This window comes from Synechococcus sp. CS-1333 (genome assembly GCF_025128015.1).
In the GTDB taxonomy this organism is placed as follows: Bacteria; Cyanobacteriota; Cyanobacteriia; order PCC-6307; family Cyanobiaceae; genus MW101C3.
Window position 1 is genome coordinate 147,482 of sequence record NZ_JAHLYO010000014.1, and the last position, 24,165, is coordinate 171,646.

General features: G+C 68.2%; 21 protein-coding genes. 13 read left to right on the forward strand and 8 right to left on the reverse strand.

Annotated elements, in window-relative coordinates; all coding sequences use genetic code 11:
• Positions 1 to 42: 42 nt before the first annotated feature.
• Positions 43 to 1,056 carry an NAD(P)-dependent alcohol dehydrogenase gene (locus KQ303_RS05190; protein WP_259729420.1) on the forward strand — a complete coding sequence of 338 codons (1,014 nt, stop codon included), beginning with the start codon at positions 43 to 45 and terminating at the stop codon, positions 1,054 to 1,056.
• 88 nt (positions 1,057 to 1,144) lie between these two features.
• Here KQ303_RS05190 and KQ303_RS05195 read toward each other — a convergent pair whose 3' ends face one another.
• Positions 1,145 to 2,338 carry a PQQ-dependent sugar dehydrogenase gene (locus KQ303_RS05195; RefSeq protein WP_259729421.1) on the reverse strand — a complete coding sequence of 398 codons (1,194 nt, stop codon included), beginning with the start codon at positions 2,336 to 2,338 and terminating at the stop codon, positions 1,145 to 1,147.
• A gap of 113 nt (positions 2,339 to 2,451) precedes the next feature.
• Between KQ303_RS05195 and KQ303_RS05200 the strand changes: the two genes are divergently transcribed.
• The 5 genes from KQ303_RS05200 (at position 2,452) to KQ303_RS05220 (ending at position 7,978) form a co-directional block, all read left to right on the forward strand.
• The gene (locus KQ303_RS05200) at positions 2,452 to 3,138 is read left to right on the forward strand and encodes a succinate dehydrogenase (RefSeq protein ID WP_259729422.1); all 687 of its coding nucleotides are present in this window, start codon (positions 2,452 to 2,454) and stop codon (positions 3,136 to 3,138) included.
• A gap of 2 nt (positions 3,139 to 3,140) precedes the next feature.
• Positions 3,141 to 5,054 (forward strand): fumarate reductase/succinate dehydrogenase flavoprotein subunit, encoded by a 1,914-nt coding sequence (locus KQ303_RS05205; RefSeq protein WP_259729423.1) that lies wholly within the window; start codon positions 3,141 to 3,143, stop codon positions 5,052 to 5,054.
• Positions 5,051 to 5,788: a succinate dehydrogenase/fumarate reductase iron-sulfur subunit gene (locus KQ303_RS05210; protein ID WP_259729424.1), complete on the forward strand. Its 738-nt coding sequence runs from the start codon at positions 5,051 to 5,053 to the stop codon at positions 5,786 to 5,788. Before KQ303_RS05205 ends, KQ303_RS05210 begins: the two co-directional genes overlap by 4 nt.
• Positions 5,789 to 5,903: 115 nt before the next feature.
• Positions 5,904 to 7,697: an orotidine-5'-phosphate decarboxylase gene (pyrF, locus tag KQ303_RS05215; protein WP_259729425.1), complete on the forward strand. Its 1,794-nt coding sequence runs from the start codon at positions 5,904 to 5,906 to the stop codon at positions 7,695 to 7,697.
• A gap of 107 nt (positions 7,698 to 7,804) precedes the next feature.
• Positions 7,805 to 7,978 (forward strand): hypothetical protein, encoded by a 174-nt coding sequence (locus KQ303_RS05220; protein ID WP_259729426.1) that lies wholly within the window; start codon positions 7,805 to 7,807, stop codon positions 7,976 to 7,978.
• 71 nt (positions 7,979 to 8,049) lie between these two features.
• On the opposite strand, the gene pyrC is transcribed toward KQ303_RS05220, so the two are convergent.
• Positions 8,050 to 9,144 (reverse strand): dihydroorotase, encoded by a 1,095-nt coding sequence (gene pyrC, locus KQ303_RS05225; RefSeq protein WP_259729427.1) that lies wholly within the window; start codon positions 9,142 to 9,144, stop codon positions 8,050 to 8,052.
• A 143-nt stretch (positions 9,145 to 9,287) separates the two neighbouring features.
• On the opposite strand from pyrC, the gene KQ303_RS05230 reads away from it, so the two are divergent.
• From KQ303_RS05230 to KQ303_RS05245, 4 genes are read left to right on the forward strand one after another with little or no spacing between them, the layout of a single operon-like run.
• A complete protein-coding gene (locus KQ303_RS05230; RefSeq protein ID WP_259729428.1) occupies positions 9,288 to 10,418 on the forward strand; it encodes an amino acid ABC transporter substrate-binding protein in 1,131 nt (376 codons plus the stop codon).
• 10 nt (positions 10,419 to 10,428) lie between these two features.
• Positions 10,429 to 11,415 (forward strand): ABC transporter permease subunit, encoded by a 987-nt coding sequence (locus KQ303_RS05235; RefSeq protein ID WP_259729429.1) that lies wholly within the window; start codon positions 10,429 to 10,431, stop codon positions 11,413 to 11,415.
• Complete coding sequence (locus KQ303_RS05240) at positions 11,415 to 12,677, forward strand: amino acid ABC transporter permease (RefSeq protein ID WP_259729430.1); 1,263 nt, start codon at positions 11,415 to 11,417, stop codon at positions 12,675 to 12,677. Before KQ303_RS05235 ends, KQ303_RS05240 begins: the two co-directional genes overlap by 1 nt.
• Before the next feature lie 2 nt (positions 12,678 to 12,679).
• Positions 12,680 to 13,423, forward strand: coding sequence for an amino acid ABC transporter ATP-binding protein (locus KQ303_RS05245; RefSeq protein WP_311134122.1), 744 nt, complete (start codon positions 12,680 to 12,682; stop codon positions 13,421 to 13,423).
• A 6-nt stretch (positions 13,424 to 13,429) separates the two neighbouring features.
• On the opposite strand, the gene chrA is transcribed toward KQ303_RS05245, so the two are convergent.
• From chrA to kdpA, 6 genes are read right to left on the reverse strand one after another with little or no spacing between them, the layout of a single operon-like run.
• Positions 13,430 to 14,860, reverse strand: coding sequence for a chromate efflux transporter (chrA, locus tag KQ303_RS05250; protein ID WP_259729431.1), 1,431 nt, complete (start codon positions 14,858 to 14,860; stop codon positions 13,430 to 13,432).
• 54 nt (positions 14,861 to 14,914) lie between these two features.
• Positions 14,915 to 16,009, reverse strand: a complete 1,095-nt coding sequence (locus tag KQ303_RS05255) for a sensor histidine kinase KdpD (RefSeq protein WP_259729432.1) — start codon at positions 16,007 to 16,009, stop codon at positions 14,915 to 14,917.
• A gap of 24 nt (positions 16,010 to 16,033) precedes the next feature.
• A complete protein-coding gene (gene kdpC / locus KQ303_RS05260) occupies positions 16,034 to 16,600 on the reverse strand; it encodes a K(+)-transporting ATPase subunit C (RefSeq protein ID WP_259729687.1) in 567 nt (188 codons plus the stop codon).
• A 5-nt stretch (positions 16,601 to 16,605) separates the two neighbouring features.
• Positions 16,606 to 16,791 (reverse strand): potassium-transporting ATPase subunit F, encoded by a 186-nt coding sequence (locus KQ303_RS05265; RefSeq protein WP_259729433.1) that lies wholly within the window; start codon positions 16,789 to 16,791, stop codon positions 16,606 to 16,608.
• A gap of 10 nt (positions 16,792 to 16,801) precedes the next feature.
• Positions 16,802 to 18,898, reverse strand: coding sequence for a potassium-transporting ATPase subunit KdpB (gene kdpB / locus KQ303_RS05270; RefSeq protein ID WP_259729434.1), 2,097 nt, complete (start codon positions 18,896 to 18,898; stop codon positions 16,802 to 16,804).
• 16 nt (positions 18,899 to 18,914) lie between these two features.
• On the reverse strand, positions 18,915 to 20,585 hold the full coding sequence (gene kdpA / locus KQ303_RS05275; protein WP_259729688.1) for a potassium-transporting ATPase subunit KdpA: 1,671 nt from the start codon (positions 20,583 to 20,585) through the stop codon (positions 18,915 to 18,917).
• Between the two features lie 134 nt (positions 20,586 to 20,719).
• On the opposite strand from kdpA, the gene KQ303_RS05280 reads away from it, so the two are divergent.
• From KQ303_RS05280 to KQ303_RS05290, 3 genes are all read left to right on the forward strand, one after another.
• Positions 20,720 to 21,748, forward strand: coding sequence for a sensor histidine kinase KdpD (locus KQ303_RS05280; protein WP_259729435.1), 1,029 nt, complete (start codon positions 20,720 to 20,722; stop codon positions 21,746 to 21,748).
• Positions 21,749 to 21,752: 4 nt separating this feature from the next.
• Positions 21,753 to 22,436, forward strand: coding sequence for a response regulator transcription factor (locus tag KQ303_RS05285; RefSeq protein WP_259729436.1), 684 nt, complete (start codon positions 21,753 to 21,755; stop codon positions 22,434 to 22,436).
• Positions 22,437 to 22,563: 127 nt separating this feature from the next.
• Entirely contained in the window at positions 22,564 to 24,015 is a 1,452-nt protein-coding gene (locus KQ303_RS05290; protein ID WP_259729689.1) for an ammonium transporter, read from the forward strand.
• Positions 24,016 to 24,165 lie beyond the last annotated feature (150 nt).

Genomic DNA, 24,165 nt, shown 5'->3' on the forward strand with positions numbered 1-24,165 from the left:
CGACCGCCCTGACACCCTGCCGGCAACGGCTGCCGTGACACCATGCCGGCACCGTCGTGGCCCGAGCCCGTGCCTCCAGACACCATGCGGGCGATCGTGCAGCGCCGCTACGGCCCGCCTGAGGTGCTGCGCCTGGAGCAGGTGCCCAGGCCCGTTCCGGCCGACGATCAGGTGCTGGTGCGGGTCCGGGCCAGCGCCGTGCATGCCGGCGACTGGCATCTGATGCGGGGTGACCCCTTCATCAGCCGACTGATCTATGGCGGGCTGCGCACGCCCTCGATCCCCACCATCGGCACCGACATCGCCGGTGAAGTGGCGGCGGTGGGCGCTGCAGTGACGGGGCTGCAGGTGGGGGAGGCGGTGTTCGGCGATCTGTCGGAGGCGGGCTTCGGTGGCTTTGCGGACTACGTCTGCGCCCCCGCCACGGCCCTGGCGCCCATGCCCGCCGGCAGCAGCTTCGCGGAAGCGGCGGTGCTGCCGGTGTCGGCGCTCACCGCCCTGCAGGCGCTGCGGGACGCGGGCCAGCTGAAGCCGGGACAGCGCGTGCTGATCCATGGCGCCTCCGGGGGCGTGGGGTCCTATGCCGTGCAGATCGCCAAGGCCTACGGCGCCGAAGTGACCGGCCTCTGCCGGGCGCAGAACCAGGCGATGGTGCTGGCCCTGGGCGCCGACCACGTGAGCGATCTCGGGCCCGCCGATCTGCGCCGCCAGACCCAGCGTTTCGATCTGATCGTGGACATGGCGGCCTTTCTGCCGATCCGCTCCTGGCTGCCCCTGCTCACTCCCGCCGGCACCTACGTGCTGGTGGGGGGCGACTTCAGCCGGCTGCTGCGTGCCCTGCTGCTCGGCCCCCTGTTCTCCAGGCTGCGCCGCCGCCAGGTGGTGGCGGTGATGCAGCAGCCGAAGCGGGCGGATCTGCTGGTGCTGAAGGAGCTGGTGGAAGCCGGGCAGCTCAGGCCCTGGATCGATGGGCGCTACCCGCTCGACAGGCTGCCGGACGCCGTGCGCCGCCTCGAAGCCCGGCAGGTGAAGGGGAAGCTGGCGATCGAGATCTGACGGGCACCCCAAGGCGGCGCCCACCGGGCTGAACAGCAGCGACAGCAGACCACCTGGATGGGCACTGCCGGCGCAACGGCGCTCTGGATCAGGAGGGGGGCGCCGGCTCCAGGCGGATCAGCTGGCCATCGCCCGCAGCATCGGTGAGCACGTAGAGGAAACCATCCGGCCCCTGGCGCACATCGCGCACCCGCGCGCCGATGTCGATGCGGTGCTGGTCGCGCACCCGGCCGGCGGCATCGAGCGTGAGGCGATGCACCGCCTGCGACACCAGGCCACCGGCAAACAGCTGGCCGCGCCAGGCCGGCAACCGCTCGCCGTCGTACACCACCAGCCCCGAGGGGGCGATCGCCGGGGTCCACACCAGCTCCGCATCCACGAAACGCGGCGATCCGGTGGAGGCGGAGATCGCCGGGCCGAAGTATTCGCGGCTGTGGGTCACAACCGGCCAGCCGAAGTTCGCCCCAGCCCTGGGGCTATTGAGCTCGTCGCCACCCTGGGCGCCATGCTCGGTAGCCCACACCCGCCCGCGGCCGCGGTCGTAGGCGAGGCCCTGGATGTTGCGGTGGCCCAGGCTCCACAGCCCTGGCAGGGAGCCGGGATCGCCGGCGAAAGTGGCGGCGCGCACCGGCCGGCCTGTGTCGGTGAGGTGCAGGATCTTGCCGAGGGCGCTGGCGCGGTTCTGGGCCTGCACACGGATCAGAGCCCCATCGAGCTGCACGGGTGGATTGCCGCCGTCGCCGATCGCCAGCAGCAGGGTGCCATCGGGCAGCCACAGCAGGCGGGAGCCGAAGTGCTGGCCGCCCGCCTTGCGCTGGGGCACCTCGAAGATCACCTGCAGATCCTGCAGCGCGCGTCCGTCGAAGCGGGCCCGGGCCAGGCGGGTGTGGTTCGCCGCTTCCGTGCCGGCGGCATAGGTGAGATACACCAGCCCGTTGTCGGCGAAGCTCGGATGCACCGCGACATCCAGCAACCCACCCTGGCCCCGCGCCAGCACCGCTGGCACCCCGGCGATCGGGGTGGGATCGAGGCGGCCATTCCGCACCAGCCGCAGCCAGCCGGGTCGCTCGGTGATCAGCAGCTCACCGCTCGGCAGCCACGCCACCGACCAGGGGTGCTGCAGGCCCCCCACCACCGGCACCTGGCGCACCACATCACGCGGCGCCTCAGGGCTGACCACCAACGGCGGGCGGGTGCCACTCGTTGCATCCGCTGTCGAAACGCCACTGAGCGGCCCGGCCTGACAGGCCGTCACCAGGGGCAGGGCGAGCAACAGGGCCACACGCGCGGGCCCAGCGAGGCAGCCGGGGAACCTGATCACGGGCCACAACCAGAGCAGGGGCCACGATGCTGGCCCAGAATCACAGGCGATGCGCTGCCCTGGCCGCCTCGCCCATGTCCCCATGGCTTTCCGGCCGGTTGATCGCTGCCAGTGGCCTTGCGCTGGTGGTGTTCCTGCTGGCCCATCTGGCCGGCGTGGCCCAGCTGGTGCTCGATCCGGCCGCTTTTGAGACGCTGGCGGCCTGGCTCCATGCCAGCCCCTGGTTGCCGGCGGCGGAACTGGGGCTGGCCCTCGCGGCCCTCACCCACGTGGCGCTGAGCCTGCAGCGGGTGCTCCAATCAGCCCGCGCCCGCGGCGAGGCCGGCTATGCCCAGCTGCGCAGCCGTCGCCCCGACAGCCTTGCCGCCCTTGCTTCCCGCACCGCGCCGCTCAGCGGCAGCGTGCTGCTGCTGTTTCTGGTGGTGCATCTGCGCCAGTTGCGCTGGCAGCGGCCGCCGGCAGGCCTGGAGGCGCAGGCGGTGGCCCTGGCGCTGAGCTCTCGCTGGGCTCTCGCCCTTTACCTGGCGGCGGCCGTGGCCCTGGCCCTGCATCTGCTGCATGGCAGCGAGAGCGCCCACCGCAGCCTGGGCCTGCTGGAGGCCGCCAACGCCGCGGGCCTGCGCAGGGGCAGCTGGCTGCTGGCTGTGCTGGTGGGCGGTGGCTTTGCCCTGGTGGCGGGCCTGGCCGCCGCTGCAGCAGGTGGCCTGGTGGCGGGGGCTGCTGGGGGCCTGGGAAGCCTGATGGCCCTGTTGGGCCTGTAGCCATGAAGCTCGATCCCCAGCTACCCAGCGGGCCGATCCATGACGCCTGGACGCAGCGGCGCCGCGAGCTGCCGCTGATCAGCCCGATCAACAAGCGGCGCTTCAAGGTGCTGCTGGTGGGCAGCGGGCTGGCGGGGGCCTCCGCCGCCGCCAGCCTGGCGGAGCAGGGCTTCCGCGTGACCCTGCTCACCTATCACGACAGCCCGCGGCGGGCCCATTCGGTGGCGGCGCAGGGGGGCATCAACGCTGCTCGCAACTATCAGAACGACGGCGACAGCATTGAGCGGCTGTTCCTCGACACGGTGAAGGGGGGCGACTTCCGTGCCCGCGAAGCCGGCTGCCACCGCCTGGCCGAAATCAGCGGGGCGATCATCGACCAGTGCGTGGCCCAGGGGGTGCCCTTCGCGCGGGAGTACGGCGGCACCCTGGCCAACCGCAGCTTCGGCGGCGCCCTGGTGAGCCGCACCTTCTACGCCCGTGGCCAGACCGGCCAGCAGCTGCTGTACGGCGCCGTGCAGGCCCTGCTGCGCCAGGTGGACGCCGGCCGGGTGGAGCTGCTCACGCAACGGGACGTGCTGGATCTGATCACGGTGGAGGGGGTGGCGCGCGGGGTGGTGTGCCGGGTGCAGGCCAGCGGCCGCCTTGAGGCCCACACCGCCCATGCGGTGCTGCTGGCCAGCGGCGGTTACAGCAACGTGTTCCACCGCTCCACCAACGCGGTGAAATCCAATGCCAGCGCCATCTGGCGAGCGCACCGGCGCGGTGCCGCCTTCGCCAACCCCTGCTTCACCCAGATCCATCCCACCTGCATCCCCAGCGGCGATCCAGGCCAGAGCAAGCTCACGCTGATGAGCGAAAGTCTGCGCAACGACGGCCGCGTGTGGTTGCCGGCCCAGGCAGGCGATGCGCGACCACCGCACGCCATCCCCGAAGCCGAGCGGGATTACTTCCTGGAACGCCAATACCCCACCTACGGCAACATGGTGCCCCGTGATGTGGCTTCGCGCCGGGCCAGGGAACGCTGCCTGGAGGGCCACGGGGTGGGCCCCGGCGGCCGCTCGGTCTATCTCGATTTCAGCGACACGATCCGTCGTGACGGCCGCACTGCGGTCGAAAGCCGCTACGGCAATCTCTTCGCCATGTATGAACGCATCACCGGCAGCGATCCCTATGCCGAACCGATGCGCATCTACCCGGCGCCGCACTACACGATGGGGGGGCTCTGGGTCGACTACAACCTGATGAGCACCATCCCCGGACTGTTCGTGCTGGGTGAGGCCAACTTCTCTGAACACGGCGCCAACCGGTTAGGCGCCAGCGCCCTGATGCAGGGCCTCGCCGATGGCCTGTTCATCGCCCCGGCCACGGTGAGCGGCTGGCTGGCGGGCCACGTGCATACCGCGGTGAACTCCGATCACCCGGCCTGCCGCGACGCCATCGCCACGGTGCAGGCCCGCATCGACGGCCTGGGCAGCCCAAACGGCGGCCGCAGCTGCGACAGCCTGCACCGGCAGCTGGGGGAGATCATGATCGGGGCCTGCGGCATCAGCCGCCACGCCGACGGCCTGTGTGCCGCCATGGTTGAGGTGCGGGCGCTGGAGCACGCCTTCGCCCAGGAGCTGCGTCTGCCGGAACCGCGTGCGGGGCGCAGTCCCGAGCTGGAGAAGGCGCTGCGGCTGGAGGACTTCCTGCAGCTGGCCGGCCTCATGCTGCGCGATGCGCTGGCGCGGGAGGAATCCTGCGGCGCCCACTTCCGCGAGGAGCACCAGAGCGCCGATGGCGAAGCGCTCCGCGACGACGACAACTTCTGCCACATCGCCGCCTGGCAGTGGAACGGCGATGGCGAGGAACCTATCCGCCACTGCGAGCCGCTCCACTACCGGCACGCCACCCCCAGCCGGCGCAACTACCGATGAGCAGCGCTTCCCTCCGGCTCACGCTGCGGATCTGGCGTCAGGAGAGCCCGCCGCAGCCCGGCGCCTTCGTGAGCTACCCGCTGGAGGAACTCAGCCCCGATCTCTCGCTGCTGGAGGCGCTCGATCGCCTCAACGAACAGTTGCTGATGGCCGGTGAGCGGCCGGTGAGCTTCGATCACGATTGCCGCGAGGGCATCTGCGGCGCCTGCGGCTTCATGGTGAACGGTCAGGCCCACGGCCCCCAGCGCGCCACCAGCGTCTGCCAGCTCTACCTGCGCCACTTCCGCGACGGCGACACGCTCACGCTTGAACCCTGGCGCGCCCGGGCCTTTCCCCTGCAGCAGGACCTCAGCGTCGACCGCTCCGCCTTCGACCGGGTGCTCGCGGCCGGCGGCTACGTGTCGGTGAACACGGGCAGCGCTCCGGCGGCCAATGCGCTGCTGGTGGGCCGCGAGCAGGCGGAGCAGGCCTTCGCCGCCGCCAGCTGCATCGGCTGCGGTGCCTGCGTGGCCGCCTGCCCCAACGCCTCCGCCAGCCTGTTCGTGGCCGCCAAGCTGGGCCATCTGGCCCTGCTGCCCCAGGGGCAACCGGAGCGGCAGCGGCGCTCCGCCGCCCTGCAGTCCGCTATGGCGGCCGAGGGCTTCGGCAGCTGCAGCAACCAGCTGGAGTGCGCCGCCGTGTGCCCGAAGGAGATCTCCGCCGACTGGATCAGCCGCATGAACCGCTCCGGCTGACCGACTGAGCCACTCACTGACTGAGCCACTCCCTGAGTCACCGACTCACCGACCGCCATCGCGGCTGCGGAAAGGCTGCCAGATCCGCGGACACTGCCATGCTGACCGCAGAACGATGAACTTCTTCGTCAAACTCACCGATGCGATGGCGAGCCGCCAGTCGCTGCTGATCACCGGTTTGGATCCCAACCCGGAGATGCTGCAGACCTGGACCCGCCATCACCCCTCCAGCGGCTCGTTCCTGGCTCAGGCACGGCGCTGGATCAAGGCGGTGATCGACGCCACCGGTGATCACGTCTGCGCCTACAAGCCGAGCCTCGGCTTCTACCAGGCGCTCGGGCCGATCGGCATCGAGCTGCTGCACGAAGTGCGCGAGCTGGTGCCGCGCGACATGCCACTGATCCTGGATGCCAAGCACGGCGATCTGAACACCTCCTCGGCCCTGGCCCAGTACGTGTTCCGCGAGCTGGGGGCTGATGCCCTCACCCTCTCGCCCCTGGCCGGCCAGGACATCGTCGCCCCGTTCCTGCTCTACCCCGACCGGGCCGTGGTGATCACCTGCCACAGCTCCAACCCCGGCGCCCGGGTGTTTCAGCACCACCCCGACGAAGACCGGCCGTTGTACACGACGGTGGTGCGCGAAAGCCAGTTGTGGGCCACCGCCGAGCAACTGCTGCTGGAGGTGGGCACCAGTGATCCAGCGGTGCTGGCGCGGGTGCGCAGCGCGGCTCCGGAACGCTTCCTGATCCTGCGCAGCCTCTGGGAGCAGGAGGAGCGGCTGGAAGCTCTGCTGCAGGCGGGCCTCAATGCCTCCGGCGACGGCCTGCTGCTGCCCCTGCCCCAGCACCTGCTGGTGGAGAAAGGGATGGCGGCCGGCACCAGCGCCCTGCGCATCCAGATCGAAACCATGCGGCACCGCTGGCTCAGCAACGTGGCCGACCGCTGCGACCTGTGGCTGCCGGCACCGGAAACGGGGGCTGCCGCTGCTGTCCTCGGCGGGAGTGCCGGAGCTGTCCTCGAGGGCAATGGGGAGGAAGGCGACGGAGAAGACGTTGACGGGGAGGAGGGTGCTGCCCTCGGGGCTGGCGCTGGCAAGGGCGGGGGTGGCCCGCTCAACGCCGTCGCCTCCAGCTCTGTCGGAACCCGCGCCGGCAGGAAGGGGAAGGCTTCGGCGCAGAACGCAGAGGGCAACGGCGCCGCGCGCAGCTCAGGTGGGCGGGGCGCCGGGCGCCACGCAGACGCCGTCGGCACCGAGAGCGACGGTGCGAAGCGTGAGGGGGCGGGGCGCACCAGCCTTGTCAGCAGCGTCGATCCGCTCGATGAGCTGATCGTGGAACTGTTCGACGTGGGCTGCCTGCTGTTCGGTGAGTACGTGCAGGCTTCCGGCGCCATCTTCAATTACTACATCGATCTGCGCCAGATCATTTCCGACCCCAACCTTTTCCACCGGGTGCTGCATGCTTACGCCGGCCAGCTGGAAGGGCTGCGCTTCGATCGGATCGCCGGCATTCCCTACGGATCGCTGCCCACCGCCACCGGCCTGTCGCTGAAGCTGCACCTGCCGCTGATCTATCCCCGCAAGGAAGTGAAGGCCCATGGAGCGCGGCGGTTGATCGAGGGCGACTTCAACGAGGGCGAAACCGTGGTGGTGGTCGACGACATCCTGATCACCGGCGGCAGCGTGCTGGAGGGGATCGGCAAGCTGGAAACCTCGGGCCTGGTGGTGCGCGATGTGGTGGTGTTCATCGACCATGGTGGTCAGGCCCGCCAACGCCTGGCGGACGCGGGCTACCGCACCCATGCGGTGCTGATGATCCCACGCATCACCAACGTGCTGATGGCCGCTGGCCGGCTCAGCAGCGACCAGGCCAGCCTGCTGGGCGGCGGTGCCGCGCACTCACAGGGCTGAACCCCGATACTCACCTGACCATTGCTGGAGGGCAGGGGGGCGCAGCTGGCCTCCGTTGCCACAGCCGCCCACACCCTGGCCACCTCGACGGCATTGACCCGGCTCAAGTGGAGGCGCTCGCCCGCGACTGCCAGAGCACCATCTTCATTGTGATGGTGCTGAACCTGCTGCTGCAGGGCCTCACTCTTCCGATGGTTTGCCGTTTCCTCAACCTCAGCCCCGATCCCGCCGGCGACACCGAACCACCCCCTGGCGATCCGCACACGGCTTCGCCGGGCTGAGAGAAGGACTGAGCGATCACTCCCGCAGGACGGCTCTCCAGGACAGCCCCCCAGCTCCATGCCCTCAGCCCTCAGTCGACCAGGCGCCAGGGCAGGGTCTGGCCGGCGTGGAAGGGCACCAGCACCTCCACACCGCCGTTGCCATCGGCCAGCTCCAGGCGCCGTGGCACCGGCACCGGCTCGCGGCGCAGTGCCACGGTCTGCTCGTGGGGCGGCAGGCCGTAGAAGCGGGGACCGTAGAGCGACGCGAAGGCTTCGAGCCGGTGCAGCGCCCCCTCCTGCTCGAACACCTGCGCGTAGCTCTCCAGCGCATGGGGCGCATTGAAGATGCCGGCGCAGCCGCAGGCGGCTTCCTTGGCGGAGCGGGGATGGGGGGCGGAATCGGTGCCGAGGAAGAAGCAGGGGTTGCCGGAGACGGCGGCACGGCGCAGGGCCAGGCGATGCCGTTCCCGCTTGATCACCGGCAGGCAGTAGAAGTCGGGCCAGATCCCACCGCTGAACATCGCGTTGCGGTTGAGCTGCAGGTGGTGGGGGGTGATCGTGGCGCACAGGCGTGGGTTGTCGCCACCCGCCTGGCTCTCCACGAAGGCCACCGCTTCGCTGGTGGTGATGTGCTCGAGCACCACCCGCATGCGGGGATAGCGCTCCAGCAGCGGCTGCAGGTGCCGCTCGATGAACACCGCTTCGCGATCGAAGATGTCGATCTCCGCGTCGGTGACCTCACCATGCAAGAGGAGCGGCATGCCGATGCGCTCCAACGTCTCGAATACGGGTGTGAGCCTGGCGATGTCGGTCACGCCATGGGCCGAATTGGTGGTGGCGTTGGCCGGATAGAGCTTCACGGCCGTGAAGATTCCGGCCGCATGGCCCCGCTCCAGTTCCGCCGGATCGATCGTGTCGGTGAGGTAGGCGGTCATCAGCGGCTGGAAGCGGCTGCCGGGCGGCAGGGCGGCCAGGATCCGCTGGCGGTAGTCCTCGGCCATCGCCGCTGTGGTGATCGGCGGGCTCAGGTTGGGCATCACGATTGCCCGGCCGAACGCCCGCGCCGTGGCAGCCACCACCGCATTGAGCAGGGGGCCGTCGCGCAGATGCACGTGCCAGTCGTCCGGGCGACGCATCACCAGGGAAGGGGAAGCCGGGTCCGGCGCAGCGGAGGAAACGGTCATCGAACGGCGAGCCAGGCCCCGACCTGCTCGCCATCATCGCCCTCGCCTGAGGGGATCGGGAGCGGTCGTGCAACGTGTGGGCGTTGTGACCGGCACTCCTTGTGTCCTGCTGGCAAACTGCGCTCACTTCGCCACAGCCCCTGATGCTTCAGCTGCGATCACCGCGCCTGCAACCATCACGCCTGCAGCCATCACGTCTGCAGCGGCCGCGTCTGCGCTCCCTGCTGGCGGCGGCTCCGGTGGTGCTGTCCCTGCTGCTGGCCAGCTGCGCCAACGACGGCGGCGGCGGCGAAGGCGTGCAGAGCCAGAAGATGGACACGATCCGCAGCCGCGGCAAGCTGGTCTGCGGCGTGGACGGCAAGCTGCCGGGCTTCAGCTTCCTCGGCCCCGACGGCACCTACAGCGGCCTGGATGCCGACACCTGCCGGGCGGTGGCCGCCGCCGTGCTCGGCGATCCGTCGAAGGTGGAGTATCGCGACCTCAACTCCAGTGAGCGCTTTGCGGCCCTCGCCAGCGGCGAGGTGGACATGCTGGCCCGCAACACCACCATGACCCTGAGCCGCGATTCGGCCGGCGGCAACGGCATTTCCTTTGGTCCCACCACCTTCTATGACGGCCAGGGCCTGATGGCCCCGGTGGCCAGCGGCATCAAGACCCTCAAGGATCTGGCCGGCAAGCCGATCTGCGTGGAGAGCGGCACCACCACCGAGCTCAACCTGGCGGATCGCATGCGCGAGCAGGGCATCGCCTACACCCCGCTCAAGTTCCAGACCGGCGATCAGACCTACGCCGCCTACCTGGGCGGCCGCTGCGTGGCCGTGACCAGTGACCGTTCCCAGCTGGCCGCCAAGCGCAGCAGCTTCCCGCAGCCCGATGCCCACATCCTGCTGCCGGAAGTGATGAGCAAGGAACCGCTCACCCCTGCCACCGTCAACGGCGATCCCGCCTGGGCCGATGCCCTGCGCTGGACCGTCTTCGCCCTGTTCCAGGCGGAGGAGCTGGGGATCACCCAAGCCAACGTGGCCGCCAAGGTGGCGGAAGCCAAGGCCAACACCAACCTGGCCGACCTGCGCCGTTTCCTCGGCGTGGAGGGGGATTTCGGCAAACAGCTGGGCCTGCCGGCCGATTTCGTGCCCAAGGCGATCGCTGCGGTGGGCAACTACGGCGAGATCTTCGAGCGCAATGTGGGCACCGGCTCCCCGCTCAAGCTCGAGCGGGCCGAGAACCGGCAGTGGAAAGACGGTGGGCTGATCTACTCGCCGCCCTTCCGTTGAGCACCTCGCGATGAGCGACATCCAGCGGGTTCCCTGGTGGCGGGATCGGCGCGTGGTTCCCTGGCTGGTCCAGGGGGCTGTGGGGCTGGCGATCCTGGTGGTGATCGCCCTGCTGATGGGCAACCTGGTGCGGAACCTCACCGCCGCCGGGCTGCTGCTCACCTGGCGCTGGCTCGGGCAACCCGCCAGCTTCGATGTGGCCGAAAGCCTCATCCCCTTCGATGCCTCCATGCCCTACTGGCGCGTGCTGCTGGTGGGGCTGGTGAACAGCCTGCGGGCGATCGTGGTGGGCCTGGTGGGAGCCACGCTGCTGGGCACGGCGGTGGGCATGGCCGCCTTCAGCGGCAATGGGCTGCTGCGCCGCCTGGCGCGGGTGTACGTGGAGGTGATCCGCAACATCCCCCTGCTGCTGCAGCTGCTGTTCTGGTACTTCGTGGTGTTCCTGGCGCTGCCGAACAGCACGGCGGCCCTGCAACTTCCTGGCGTGGTGCTCTCCAAATCGGGGCTGTACCTGGCCTGGTTCGCCGAGGGGTTCCGCTGGCAGGGGCCCACCCTGGTGAACGACGTCTGGCAGGCACCGTTGCGCCTGTCGGTGGAGTTCTCGGCCCTGATCACCGGCCTGATCACCTACACCGGCGCCTTCGTGGCCGAGGTGGTGCGCGGCGGCATCGCTGCAGTGCCGCGCGGGCAGTGGGAGGCGGCCACCTCGCTGGGCCTGCACTGGGGCGCCACGATGCGCACGGTGGTGCTGCCACAGGCGCTGCGGGTGATCGTGCCAGGGCTCAACAGCCAATACATCTCCCTGGCCAAGAACTCCGCGCTGGCGGTCGCGGTGGGCTACGCCGATCTCTATTCCGTCTCTGAAACCACCCTCAATCAGACGGGCCGTGCCCTGGAGGTGTTCCTGCTGCTGCTCGGCGCCTATCTGCTGATCGATCTGGTGATTTCGGTGCTGATGAACGGCGTCAACCAACTGGTGCAGATTCGCGAGCGCTGATGACCTCTTCCTCCTCTCCGCCGCTGCTACCGCCTCGGCCCGCTCCTCCCTCCGCCCGCCGCAGCTGGCGCGGGGCGCTGCGTGAGGAGCTGTTCGCCACTCCGCTCGACGGGGTGATCAGCGTCGTGCTGCTCGCTGCCCTGCTGGCCGCCGCGGTGGGGTTTTGGTACTGGGCCTTCCGTCAGGCCCAGTGGGCGGTGATCCAGGCCAACACCACCCTGTTCGCCGTGGGGCGCTACCCGCTGGCGCAGCAATGGCGCCTCTGGCTGCTGGTGACCCTGGCGGCGGCCACGATCGGCCTGAGCTGGGGTCTGCTGCGCAGCCATCCGCGCGCCGATCGCACCGGCACGCTCTGGCCTGTCAACGATCTGGTGGCCATCGCCGTGCTGGCCTTTCTGGCCGCCTGGCTGCCGGCCGCGCTGAAGCTGCCGGTGCCGCTGCAGCTGCGCTGGTGGGCGATCACGGCGCTGCTGCTGTTGCTGCGGGGAGTGTCGGGGCAGTGGGGGCGGCTGGTGCCGCGCCGCCTGCTGCGCTTTCTGCCCCTGTTCTGGCCGGCGCTCTACCTGTTCGGCATGGTGCTGATCGCCGGCGGACTGGGCGTTCCGCGCGTACCGCCGTCGGAGTGGGGCGGCCTGCTGCTCACCCTGCTGATGGCCAGCTTCGCCATCCTGCTCAGCTTCCCGATCGGCATCGTGGTGGCCCTGGGCCGCCGCAGCTCCCTGCCGCTGCTGCGCTGGAGCTCGGTGCTTTACATCGAGTTCATCCGCGGCGCCCCGCTGATCACCCTGCTGTTCCTGGGGCAGAACATCCTCGGCTACATGCTTCCCGGCGGCTGGGCCCCCGACCGCGTCTGGCGGGCCGCCTGGGTGCTCACCTTCTTCTGCGGGGCCTACCTGGCGGAAGCCGTGCGCGCCGGACTGGCGGCGGTTCCCGTCGGTCAGCTGGAGGCCGCCCGCTCCCTGGGGCTGTCGGTGCCGCAGGCCCTGCGGCATGTGGTGCTGCCCCAGGCCCTGCGCATCGCCCTGCCCGCCACGGTGGGGCAGTTCATCTCCCTGCTGCAGGACACCACCTTGCTGTCGTTGATCGGCCTGCTCGATCTGCTCGGCACCGCCCGTACGGTGATGGCCAATCCTGAATTCCTCGGCAAGAACGCCGAGGTGTATCTCACCCTGGCGGTGCTGTTCTGGTGCTGCTGCGCCGCCCTCGGCCTCGGCAGCCGGGCCCTGGAGCGCCGCCTCGATCCTTCCCATTCCCCCACCTGACCATGACCGCCAGCCAGCCGATGATCGAGGCCCGCGGGGTCCAGAAGTGGTACCCCAACGGCTTCCATGCCCTGCGCGGCGTGGATCTGAGCGTGAGCCGCGGCGAGGTGGTGGTGATCATGGGGCCCTCGGGCTCGGGCAAGAGCACCTTCATCCGCACCTTCAACGCCCTCGAAGACTTCCAGGAGGGCTCGATCACGATCGATGGCATCGCCCTCTCCAACGACCTGCGCAACATCGATGCGATCCGCTGCGACACCGGCATGGTGTTCCAGCAGTTCAATCTCTTCCCCCATCTCACGGTGCTGGAGAACCTCACCCTGGCCCCGGTGGTGGTGCGCAAGCGGCGGCGGGCCGAGGTGGAGGCCCAGGCCCTGGGACTGCTCGAGCGGGTGGGCATCGCCGAGCAGGCGGGTAAGTATCCCGGCCAGCTCTCCGGCGGCCAGCAGCAGCGGGTGGCGATCGCCCGCTCGCTCTGCATGGAACCCCGCATCCTGCTGTTCGATGAACCCACCAGCGCCCTTGATCCGGAGATGGTGGGAGAGGTGCTGGAGGTGATGCGCGCCCTCGCCGCCGACGGCATGACGATGGTGGTGGTGACCCACGAAATGGGCTTTGCGCGCGAGGTGGCGCACCGGGTGGTGCTGATGTCGGAGGGGCAGATCGTGGAGGAAGCGGCCCCCACCACCTTCTTCACCAACCCCCAGCACGAACGCAGCCGTCAGTTCCTGGCCCAGATCCTCTGAACCGGTTCAGCCCAGCAGCCCGGCCCAGCTGGCCAGCAGCCGCACCACACCGATCACCACTGCCGCGCCGATCACCTGCAACGCCGACCAGCGTCCAACCAGGAGTGCCAGGGTGGCTGCAACGATCACGAGCAGGGCGCCCCAGTCGAGCCGTCCTGTGACGGCATCGGGCCAGAGCACATGCCCGGCGAAGAACACCGCCAGGTTGGCGATCACACCCACCACCGCTGCTGTGATCGCCGTGAGTGGCCCACTGAGGCGGATGTCCTCGCGGCTGGCTTCCACTAAAGGGCCGCCGGCCAGGATGAACAGGAATGACGGCAGGAAGGTGAACCAGGTGACCGTGAGGGCCGCCAGCACCGCCAGGAGCAGGGGGCTGGCCCCAGGGCTGAGGCTGGCGGTGGCCGTGTTCCAGCCGCCCATGAAGCCCACAAAGGTCACCACCATGATCAAGGGCCCCGGTGTGGTTTCACCCAGGGCCAGACCGTCGATCATCTGATTGGCACCAAGCCATTGGTAGTGCTCCACCGCCCCCTGGGCCACGTAGGGAAGCACCGCATAGGCACCACCGAAGCTGAGCAGGGCGACGCGGCTGAAGAAGCGGGCCATGGTGGCGAGCAGCCCATCCCAGCCACCGAAAACGGTCACCGCCGCCAGCGGCAGCGCCAGCGCCACAAGGCCGGCCAACAGGAGCAGCGCTAGGCGGCGGCGATCGAAGCGGGAATGATCCGGCGTTGGAGTGGTGTCGCCATGCAGCGGGGGCAGCTCGGCCGTGGGCTGCGCCAGCCCTGCAGCGGCGGAGGTGTGACCATGACCGGCTCGGGCGGGCGGGCTGAACAACCGGGGCCGCCACCGTCCGCCGAGCCAACCCACCAGGGCCGCCGCGGCGATGATCAGCGGAAACGGCAACTTGAGCAGGGTGAGACCGGCGAAGGCCAGCACCGCCAGCGCCAGCAACGCCGGGTTGTGCAGGGTGCGCCGCCCGAGCCGCCAGGCCGCCTGCATCACGATCGCCGTCACGGCCGGCTTGAGCGCCCAGAACACTGAAACCAGCAGCGGCAGCTGCCCCCAGATGGCGTAGACCGCCGAAAGCAGCAGCAGCAGCAGCAGCGAGGGCAGGATGAACAGACTTCCCGCCACCAGTCCACCGGGGATGCCGTGCATCAGCCAGCCGATGTAGGTGGCCAGCTGCTGCGCTTCCGGGCCCGGCAGCACCATGGCGTAGTTGAGCGCATGCAGGAAGCGCCGTTCCGAGAGCCAGCGGCGGCGCTCCACCACCTCGCTGTGCATCAGCGCCACCTGCCCGGCCGGCCCACCGAAACTGATCAGCCCAAGCTCCAGCCAGTAGCGGGCGGCCTCTGCGAAGGGAACCGGCCGCTGGGCGGGAGCCGCAGAGGATTCTGCGGCGGGCTCGGGCGGCGGGGTGGCAGGGGTCATGGGATCCGGCGCCCGCGGTGTTACGGGAGGCTCACCCCGATGGCTGGGGCAAAGCTAAGGGCCGGCCGGCCCAGGGGTGGGGGGATCGTCGGCGATCAAGTGCAGATCCACGTGGCGGCCCACCAGCCGCTGCTGCAGCTTCTCGGCCAAAGAGCGCCCCAGCAGCGCCCGGCCCCGGGAGCGTGGCGACTGGCCCATCACGATCTGGGTGATGCGCCGCTCGATGGCCACCTGGGCGATCGAACCGAGCACATCGTCGCTGTCGAGGCGCAGGAACTCAGCGCCGAAGTCGTTGCTGAGTCGGGTGCAATCCTCCAGCACGAGGCTGTCCTCCCGGGTCAGGAAGCGGTGGGGATTGAGCACAATCACCACCAGCAGCGGGGCATCCATGAAGCCGGCCAGGCGGGCGGCGCGGCGCAGCAGCCGCCTGGAACCCGGATACATCGACAGGCAGACCAGCACCCGTTCACGCAGGGAGCTGTCGGGGGGCGTTTCGTCATCGACCCGGTCGGCCACTTCCCGCAGGGCCAGCTCCCGCAGGGCCACCAGATTGCGGCGCTGGAAGAAATGGGCCAGCGCCTGGCCCACCTTCTCGCTGGCGTACACCTTGCCGTCGCGCAGGCGCTCCTGCAGTGTTTCGGGGGTGACATCCACCAGCACCACCTCATCGGCCCGCTCCAGCACCCGGTCCGGCAGCCGTTCGCGCACGATCACTCCGGTGAGCTGGGCCACCAGATCGTTGAGGCTCTCCAGGTGCTGGATGTTGACAGTGGAGTACACATCCAGACCCACGCTCAGCAGGTGCTCCACGTCCTGCCAGCGCTTGGCCCGCTCACTTCCCGGCACGTTGGTGTGGGCCAGCTCGTCGACCAGCACCAGCTGCGGGCGCCTGGCCAGGATCCCCCCCACGTCCAGCTCCTCCAGCCACACCCCCTGGTGCTGGAAGCACCGCAGCGGGACCCGTTCGAGGCCCTCGGCCTGGGCGGCGGTATCGGCGCGGCCGTGGGTTTCGACCACGCCAATGACCACATCGGTGCCGGCACGGCGCAGCTCGCGGCCTTCCTGGAGCATGCGGTAGGTCTTGCCGACCCCTGGTGCCATGCCGATGAACAGCTTGTGGCGGCCCCTGCCACTCTGCGAGCGAATCATCGGGTTGGGATCACGGCGAAGGGATCAGGAGGAGCGGCGATCCAGTTCAAGGTTCAGCTGGAGCACGTTCACCCGCGGCTGCCCCAGCAGGCCAAAGGTACGTCCTTCGGTATGGCGGCGGATCAGCTGCCTCAGCTGCTCAGGACTGAGGTTTCTCTCAGCGCCCACCCGCTCGATCTGCTGGGCCGCCGCCTCGGGAGAGATGTGGGGATCAAGGCCGGAACCTGAGCTGTAAAGAAGGTCGGGGGCGGGATCCTGCAGCCCGGCTACTTGCAACACCTGGGAGGCCTCGGTGATGCGCTTGACCAGATCCGGGTTGGTGGGCCCCAGGTTGCTGGGGCTGGAAGTCGGCGCGTCGCCGGTGCTGTAGTTGACGGCGCTGGGACGGCTCCAGAAGTAGCGCTTGCTGGCGAAGGGCTGGCCGATCAGGGCCGATCCCAGCACCTGGTTGTTCACCCGCAGCAGGGAGCCATTGGCTTGGAAGGGGAACAGCCCCTGGCCGATCGCCAGCAGGGGCAGGGTATAGAGCACAACAGTGAGGAGCCACAGCACTGCTGTAAGCCGCAGGGCACGCAGGGCATCGCGGAACAGCGTCATCAGAATTTCTCCGGTTGGATCATCACGGCGAACAGGTAGATCGAGAGCCCCACCGTGGCGCTCAACAGCACAGACAGCGCCCCGGCCTGCAGGGGCGGATGGAACAGGCGCAGGGGCGAGGAGGCCGCCACCGCTCCAACTGCGAGCAACAGGGGAAGCCAGAAGATGGGCTTGGTTACGAACATGGCAGGGGCCTCAGATCAGGTGGAGGGAGGTGATGACCAGATCAATCGCCTTGATGCCGACGAAGGGCACCGCCAGACCACCGAGGCCGTAGACGAGCAGGTTGCGCTTCAGCAACTCCTCGGCCGAATCCGGTCGGAAGGCCACGCCACGCAGGGCCAGGGGTACAAGCGCGGGAATGATCAGCGCATTGAACACCATCGCCGAGAGGATGGCGGAATGCGGGGTCTCCAAGTGCATGAGATTCAACGCCCCAAGGCCCACGCCACCGAACAAGGCTGGCAGGATCGCGAAGTACTTGGCCACGTCGTTGGCGATCGAGAAGGTGGTCAGCGCACCCCGGGTGATCAGCAGCTGCTTGCCGATGGTGACGATGTCGATCAGCTTGGTGGGATCGCTGTCGAGGTCGACCATGTTGGCCGCCTCCTTGGCGGCCTGGGTGCCGGAGTTCATCGCCACGCCCACGTTGGCCTGGGCCAGAGCAGGAGCGTCATTGGTGCCGTCGCCGGTCATGGCCACCAACTTGCCCAGCCGTTGCTCCGCCTGGATCACAGCGATCTTGTCTTCCGGGGTGGCTTCGGCGATGTAATCGTCGACCCCGGCCTCGCGGGCGATCACCCCGGCGGTGATCGGGTTGTCACCGGTGAGCATCACACTGCGAATGCCCATGCGCCGCAGCTGATCGAAGCGTTCGCGCATGCCCGGTTTGATGATGTCCTTGAGGTAGATCACCCCGTAGATCTCGGCGCCACGGCACACCGCCAGGGGGGTGCCCCCCAGACGGGACACCTGCTCGTAGGCCTGATCCAGCCCATCGGGCACCTGGCCGCCACGAGAGCGGACGAATCCTTTGATCGCATCCACCGCCCCCTTGCGCAGTTCGGTGCCGTCGGCCAGATCGGTGCCGCTCATGCGCGTGCGGGCGGAGAAATCGAGGCCGGTGGCGCCCACCGGATCGAACCCCGAGCTGGCCCCCAGCTTCTCCGCCAGCCGCACGATCGACTTGCCCTCGGGAGTGGTGTCGAAACCGCTGGCACCGAGGGCAACGGTGGCGAGCTCCGCGTCGGTGTGGCCCCCCACCGGCAGGAACTCCTCGGCCAGGCGGTTGCCGAGGGTGATCGTGCCCGTCTTGTCGAGCACCAAGGTGTTGATGTCGCCGCAGGCTTCCACGGCACGGCCGGAGGTGGCGATCACGTTGAACTGGGCCACCCTGTCCATGCCGGCGATGCCGATGGCACTGAGCAGACCACCGATCGTGGTGGGGATCAGGGCGACAAGCAGGGCCACCAGGATGACCACCGGCGTGGGACCGCCGATGTAGGCCGCCACCGGCGGAAGGGTGGCCACGGCGATCAGGAACACCTGGGTGAGCACAGCCAGCAGCACGGTGAGGGCGATCTCGTTAGGCGTGCGGTTGCGCTCGGCTCCCTCCACCAGGGCGATCATGCGGTCGATGAAGCCCTGGCCAGGGTCGGCGGTGATCCGGATCGTGAGTTGGTCTGAGACCACCAGGGTGCCGCCGGTGACCGAGCTGGCCACATCGGAGCCGGCCTCCTTGAGCACGGGGGCGGATTCGCCGGTGATCGCCGATTCATCCACGGCGGCCACCCCAGCCACCACCTCCCCATCGGCGGGGATCAGCTCGCCGCTGCTGACCAGCACCTGGTCCCCTTTGCGCAGGCTGCTGGAATCCACCAGCGCCTCGCCGCCATCGGGCAGCTGACGCCGGGCCTGGGTGCGGGCCTGGGTGCGGCGCAGGGCATCGGCCTGGGCCTTGCCCCGGCCTTCGGCCAGGGCTTCAGCCAGGTTGGCGAACAGCAGGGTGAACACCAGGATCGCCGCCAGGGCGGCATTGAAGCCCCGGCCCGGGGCGTCGGTGCTGATGCCGAACAGCTGAGGACTGGCCGTGGCGAGGAGGGTGACGATCGTGCCGCACCAGACGACGAACATCACCGGATTGCGCACGGTGAGGCGTGGATCGAGTTTGCGAAACGATTCGACGATCGCCCGGCCCAGCAGCCCCTGGCTTTTGGGGCGTTCGGTGTAGCGCCGCTGGTCGCGGCGGCCCCGCGGCATGCGGGGAAAGAAAGGTTGCTGAAGGGACGTCATGGGATCCGGGAGGCGGTCAGCGAGGGATCGAGAAGGCTTCGGCAATCGGCCCCAGGGCCAGCACAGGGAAGAAGGTGAGGGCGCCGAGGATCAGGATCACCACGGCGGTCACCACGGTGAACAGGCCTGTGTCGGTGGCCAGGGTGCCGTGGCTGGGCGGCACGGGCTGCTTGCGGGCGAAGCCGGCCGCCAGCAGCAGCAGGGCGATGAACGGCAGGTACCGGCCGCCCAGGAGGCTGACGACGGTGCTGAGGTTCCACCACACCGTGCCGTCGCCCAGGCCCTCGAAGCCACTGCCGTTGTTGGCCGCCGCCGAGGCGTATTCGTAAACCACCTGGCTGACGCCATGGAACCCGGGGTTGCTGATGCCCTGAAGGGCGGGGAAGCCAATGGTGATGGCGGCGGGCACCAGCACGAACACCGGGTGGATCAGCAGGATCAGGCTGCTGAACACCACCTCCGCTTTTTCCACCTTGCGTCCGAACAGTTCGGGGGTGCGCCCGACCATCAACCCGGTGAGGAACACTGTGAGGATCAGGAAAACGAGCAGATAGGCCACGCCAGTGCCCTGGCCGCCGAACACCACCTGCAGAAACAGGTTGAACAAGGGCACCAGGCCGCCGAGGGGCATGAGCGAATCCATGGCGGCGTTCACGGCTCCGGTCATCGAGCCGGTGGTGATGGTGGCGAACAGGGCCGAAACGGCGGCTCCAAAGCGCAGCTCCTTGCCCTCCAGGTTGGGGCCACTCAGCCAGGGAGCCAGCAGGGGGTTGCCGGCCTGCTCGGCCGTGATCGCCAGGGTGGCCAGAGCCAGGAACAGGCCTGTGACCAGCAGCAACAACAGGGTGGCCTGTCGCCTGTTGCCGAGGAAGCGGCCGAAGGCGTCGATCGTGGCGGCCGGGACGGCGAACATGGCCACCATCGCCAGCAGGTTGGTGAATGGATTCGGGTTTTCGAACGGATGGGCAGAGTTGGCCGTGAAGAAGCCGCCGCCGTTCTCGCCCAGCTGCTTGATCGCCTCGAAGCCAGCCACCGGGCCCCGCACCAGGATCTGGGTGGCGTCTTCGAGGGTGGGAAGGCTCACCGGGCCGCCCAGGGTCATCGGCACCCCGTTGATCAGCAGGATCAGGCCGAACACCAGGCTGATCGGCAGCAGCACCCGGGTGATCGAGCGGACCAGATCCCGGTTGAAGTTGCCAAGGGGCCGGCCACAGAGTCCGCGGATGAAGGCGAAGCCCACCGCCAGGCCCGTGGCTGCGGAGGTGAAGAACAGGAACTGGAGGGCTCCCAGCTGGGCCAGATCCCCCAGGCTCTGCTCGGGCACGTAGTGCTGCTGGTCAGTGTTGGTGAGAAAGGAGATGGCGGTGTGCAAGGCCGTGTCCCAGCGCATGCCAGGCAGGCCCTGGGGGTTGAGCCAGGAGGGCTGGAACAGCAACAGCAGAAAGGCCACCGCGCCGAACAGGAGGTTGCTGAGCAGCAGGGGGCGCAGATAGTCCCAGGCTTGCTCGGCCGGACGGCCCCGATCACCCACCCAGCGCAGCAGGGAGGTTTCCACGGGGTTCAGCCAGCCATCCAGGAGGGGCTGGGGACGGTCGTCGAACACCTGCCAGAGATGCCGACCGAGCAGTGGAGCCGATCCCAGCACAAGGGCGAGCACCAGGGCGACCTGAATCCAGGCATTCATCAGCGGTAACGTCCGATTCGGAGGACAGATTCACTGTCGATGGCCCCCGCAGCATGACGCGACTAGCTGAGGGTATGGATTTGAATCGGCGATCCCTACCCGGCGGTATAGCGGCCCTGGCCTCACCTGGCGGTCAGGTGAGCGCGCTGACAGCCGTGGTGGCCCTGGTGGACGCCTTCACGCCCGTGCAGGTGGTGCTCGCCTATCTCTATGTGGTGCCGCTGATCGTGTTCAACGAAACCGCTCGGCCGGCGGAGCTCGGCCGCTACGCGGCGCTGACCTGCGGCCTCACCCTCGCCAATCTGCTGATCCCGGATGTCACTCCCTTCAGCGGCTTGGTGCTCACCAACCGGCTGCTGGTCTGCATCGCCCTGGTGCTCACCGCCCGCCAGTGCCTGCACATCCAGGGCCTGCAGCGTCAGCGACTGGAACTTCAGGGCCAGCTGGCCGTTGAAGACCTGCGCCATGATTTCGTCTCCACCCTGGCGCACGACCTCAAGACACCGATCCTGGGCACGATCGCCACCCTGCGCAGTCTGGCCAGCGCCAGCCAACGCCCCGATGGCGCGATGCTGGAGCGCACGCTGGCCACGATCGAGCGGGGCCAGAGCCGCGCACTCGGCCAGATCCAGACCCTGCTGGAGGTCTACCGCAACGACGCCGAAGGGCTGCGGCTGCGGGTTGAGGCTGTTGAACTCACCGGCGTGGTTGAGGAGGTGATCCGGGAGCTCTCGGCACTCGCTGAGGAAAGGCAGCTCACCCTGCGGCTCGGTTTCGGTGAGGACGCCCTGTGGCACCCCCATCATTTGCGAGGGGATGGAGCCCAGCTCAGAAGGCTGGTGGAGAACCTGCTGCTCAATGCCATCCACCACAGCCTGCGGGGCGGCCAGATCCAGGTGGTCTTGGAGAACCGGGGCGGCGGACACCGCCTGCGCATCGCCGATGGCGGACCTGGGGTCCCGGAACAGGACATTCCCAACCTGTTTCGGCGTTTCGCGAGGCTGTCGGAGGACCGGCCGGGCAGTGGACTGGGGCTCTACCTGTGCCGCCAGATCGTGAGCGCCCACGGGGGAACGATCGGCCTGCACAACCGACCAGGCGGCGGCGCCGAAATTGAGGTGCTGTTGCCTGACGCCTCCATCGCTGCCGACATGGAGGGAGGCTGAACCCATGCGCGCCCTGGTGGTGGAAGACGACGAACTGTTCCGGCTGGGGCTGGAGGTCACGCTGCAGGGCTTCGCGGCAATCCACACCGTGACAGCCGTCAGCGACGGCGAGCAGGCTCTTGATCTGCTGCGTCATCAGACGTTCGACGTGATCCTGCTCGATCTGGGCCTGCCGGGTCTGGGGGGGTTGGAGACCTGCCGCCGCATGAGCGCCGAGCACGCGCAGATTCCCGTGCTGGTGATCACAAGCCAGGACGAACCCGCCTGGTGTCTGCGGATGGTGCGGGCCGGCGCCCGGGGCTACGTGCGCAAGGGAGTGGCGACCGCAGACCTGCTGCTCGCCATCCAGACGGTGCTGCGCGGCGCCTCCTGGTGGGACGCGGACGCCACCACGGCCCTGCGGGAGCTGGGTGCGGCAAGGGCGGAGGCAGGGGTCGATGGGGACAGTGGCGAGGGAGACCCGCTGTCCATGCTCACGCCCCGGGAGCGGCAGGTGCTTGAGGCGATGGCCCGCGGGCTGAGCAACCGGGAGATCGCCACGGAACTGGGCATCACCCTGGGCACGGTGAGAGTCCATGGCCACGCGATCATGCAGAAGCTGGGGGTGGCCAACCGCACCCAGGCGGTGTTGAAGCTGCTTCCCATCCAGGGCTCCAGAGGCTCATCCCGCCCACCTCACAGAACGTGAGATGGATTCCCGCCGGGCCCAGTGTCACGGTTCGCCGTCGCTTGGGGTCATTCGGTTGTCCTTGCTACGGGAAGCACGCAGCGTCAGGCACATGCTTTTCGAGCCATATCAGGATTAACCATTGTCGATGTCAAGGATTCCAAACTCATATGGTGGACCCTCTGCCATTGAAGCCTTTGATCGCTTTCGAGCGGGGCTGGTCGGGGATGTGCAGAACCCTCAACTGCGCCGTTTCGCCGTCTTCCTGCTTGCCGCTGGAGCCGGCCTGGTGCCTCTGATGGCTGGATCAGCCCACGCGGCCCTCGCCAAGACACCCACCGACGGCGCCGACACACTGTTGATGCTAATGGGTTCGGCGTTGGTGTTGGTGATGACCCCTGGCCTGGCGTTCTTCTACGGGGGCTTCACCCGAGCCAAGAACGTACTCAACACAATGATGATGAGCTTCTTCTGCATGGGGCTCGTCGGCGTTCTCTGGGTGGTGATCGGCTACAGCCTCTCCTTCGGCACAGGCTTCAACAGCCCCTTCATCGGTGGCCTGGAGTTCATGTGGCTCAACGGTGTGGGTGGTCCCTTGGGGGATGCTCCTCTGGCGGATGGCTTTGCGATCAGTGCCACAAGCTTTGCCCTCTTCCAGGGCATGTTCGCGATCATCACCCCCGCCCTGATCAGTGGCGCCCTTGTGGAGCGCATCAACTTCAAGGCCTGGTTCTGGTTTGTGCTGCTCTGGAGCCTTTTCATCTATTGCCCGATGTGCAAGATGGTGTGGGGCGGCGGATTCATCGGACCCTTCGGCTCCATCGGTGCTCTTGACTTCGCTGGCGGCACAGTGGTTCACATCTCCTCTGGTGTGGCGGCATTGGTATCTGCGGCCCTCATCGGTCCACGCAACGTCTGGCCGGATAGAACCCGTCCCCCGCACAACGTTCCCTTCATTCTTTTGGGTGCTGGCCTGCTGTGGTTCGGCTGGTTCGGCTTCAACGGTGCCAGTTATTTCGCTGCCAAGGCTGCTGGATTCTCCTTCCTGACCACCACCACATCGGCATCAGCCGCCATGCTGACGTGGTGCCTGATTGAGTGGTTCAAGGGTGGCAAACCCACCGCAGTGGGCGCAGCCACAGGTGCCGTGGCAGGGCTTGTGGGAATCACTCCTGCTGCAGGATTCGTTTCAATGGGCTCATCAATCCTGATTGGAGCGCTTACTACCGTGGCCTGTTTCACCGCCATTCAGATCAAAGCCGCCATCAAGTTTGATGATTCCCTTGACACCTTCATGGTGCACGGCGTGGGTGGCACGGTGGGCGCTCTGCTCACAGGAATTCTCGCTGTCAAGGATTATGTGCCTGCAGATTATTTCCCCCTCTCAGCCAAGATCCTCGAAGAGGGTGGCAACTTCGCCTTGTTCATCGCCCAACTGAAGGCTGTCGTATTCTCTTACGTGTTCGTTGGCATTGGCACTGCCATCATCATCTGGATCATTGGAGCCACCGTTGGTCTCCGGGTCAGCGCTGAGGATGAAGAGCGCGGCATGGACATCGTCTCCCATGGAGAGGAGGCCTACGAGCCCATGACGAACTAGCATGTCTACGTAGGTTGTCTGGAGTGGGTTGTCATGATTGGCCAGAGCCAGCGCAAGCTTGGCTCTGGCTTTTTCTTCTAGAGCATCCTGCGCTTCAGCCAGAGTTCTCTTCAGAATTTGAAGCCCTAACTGCCTGCCGTAACCCATCAC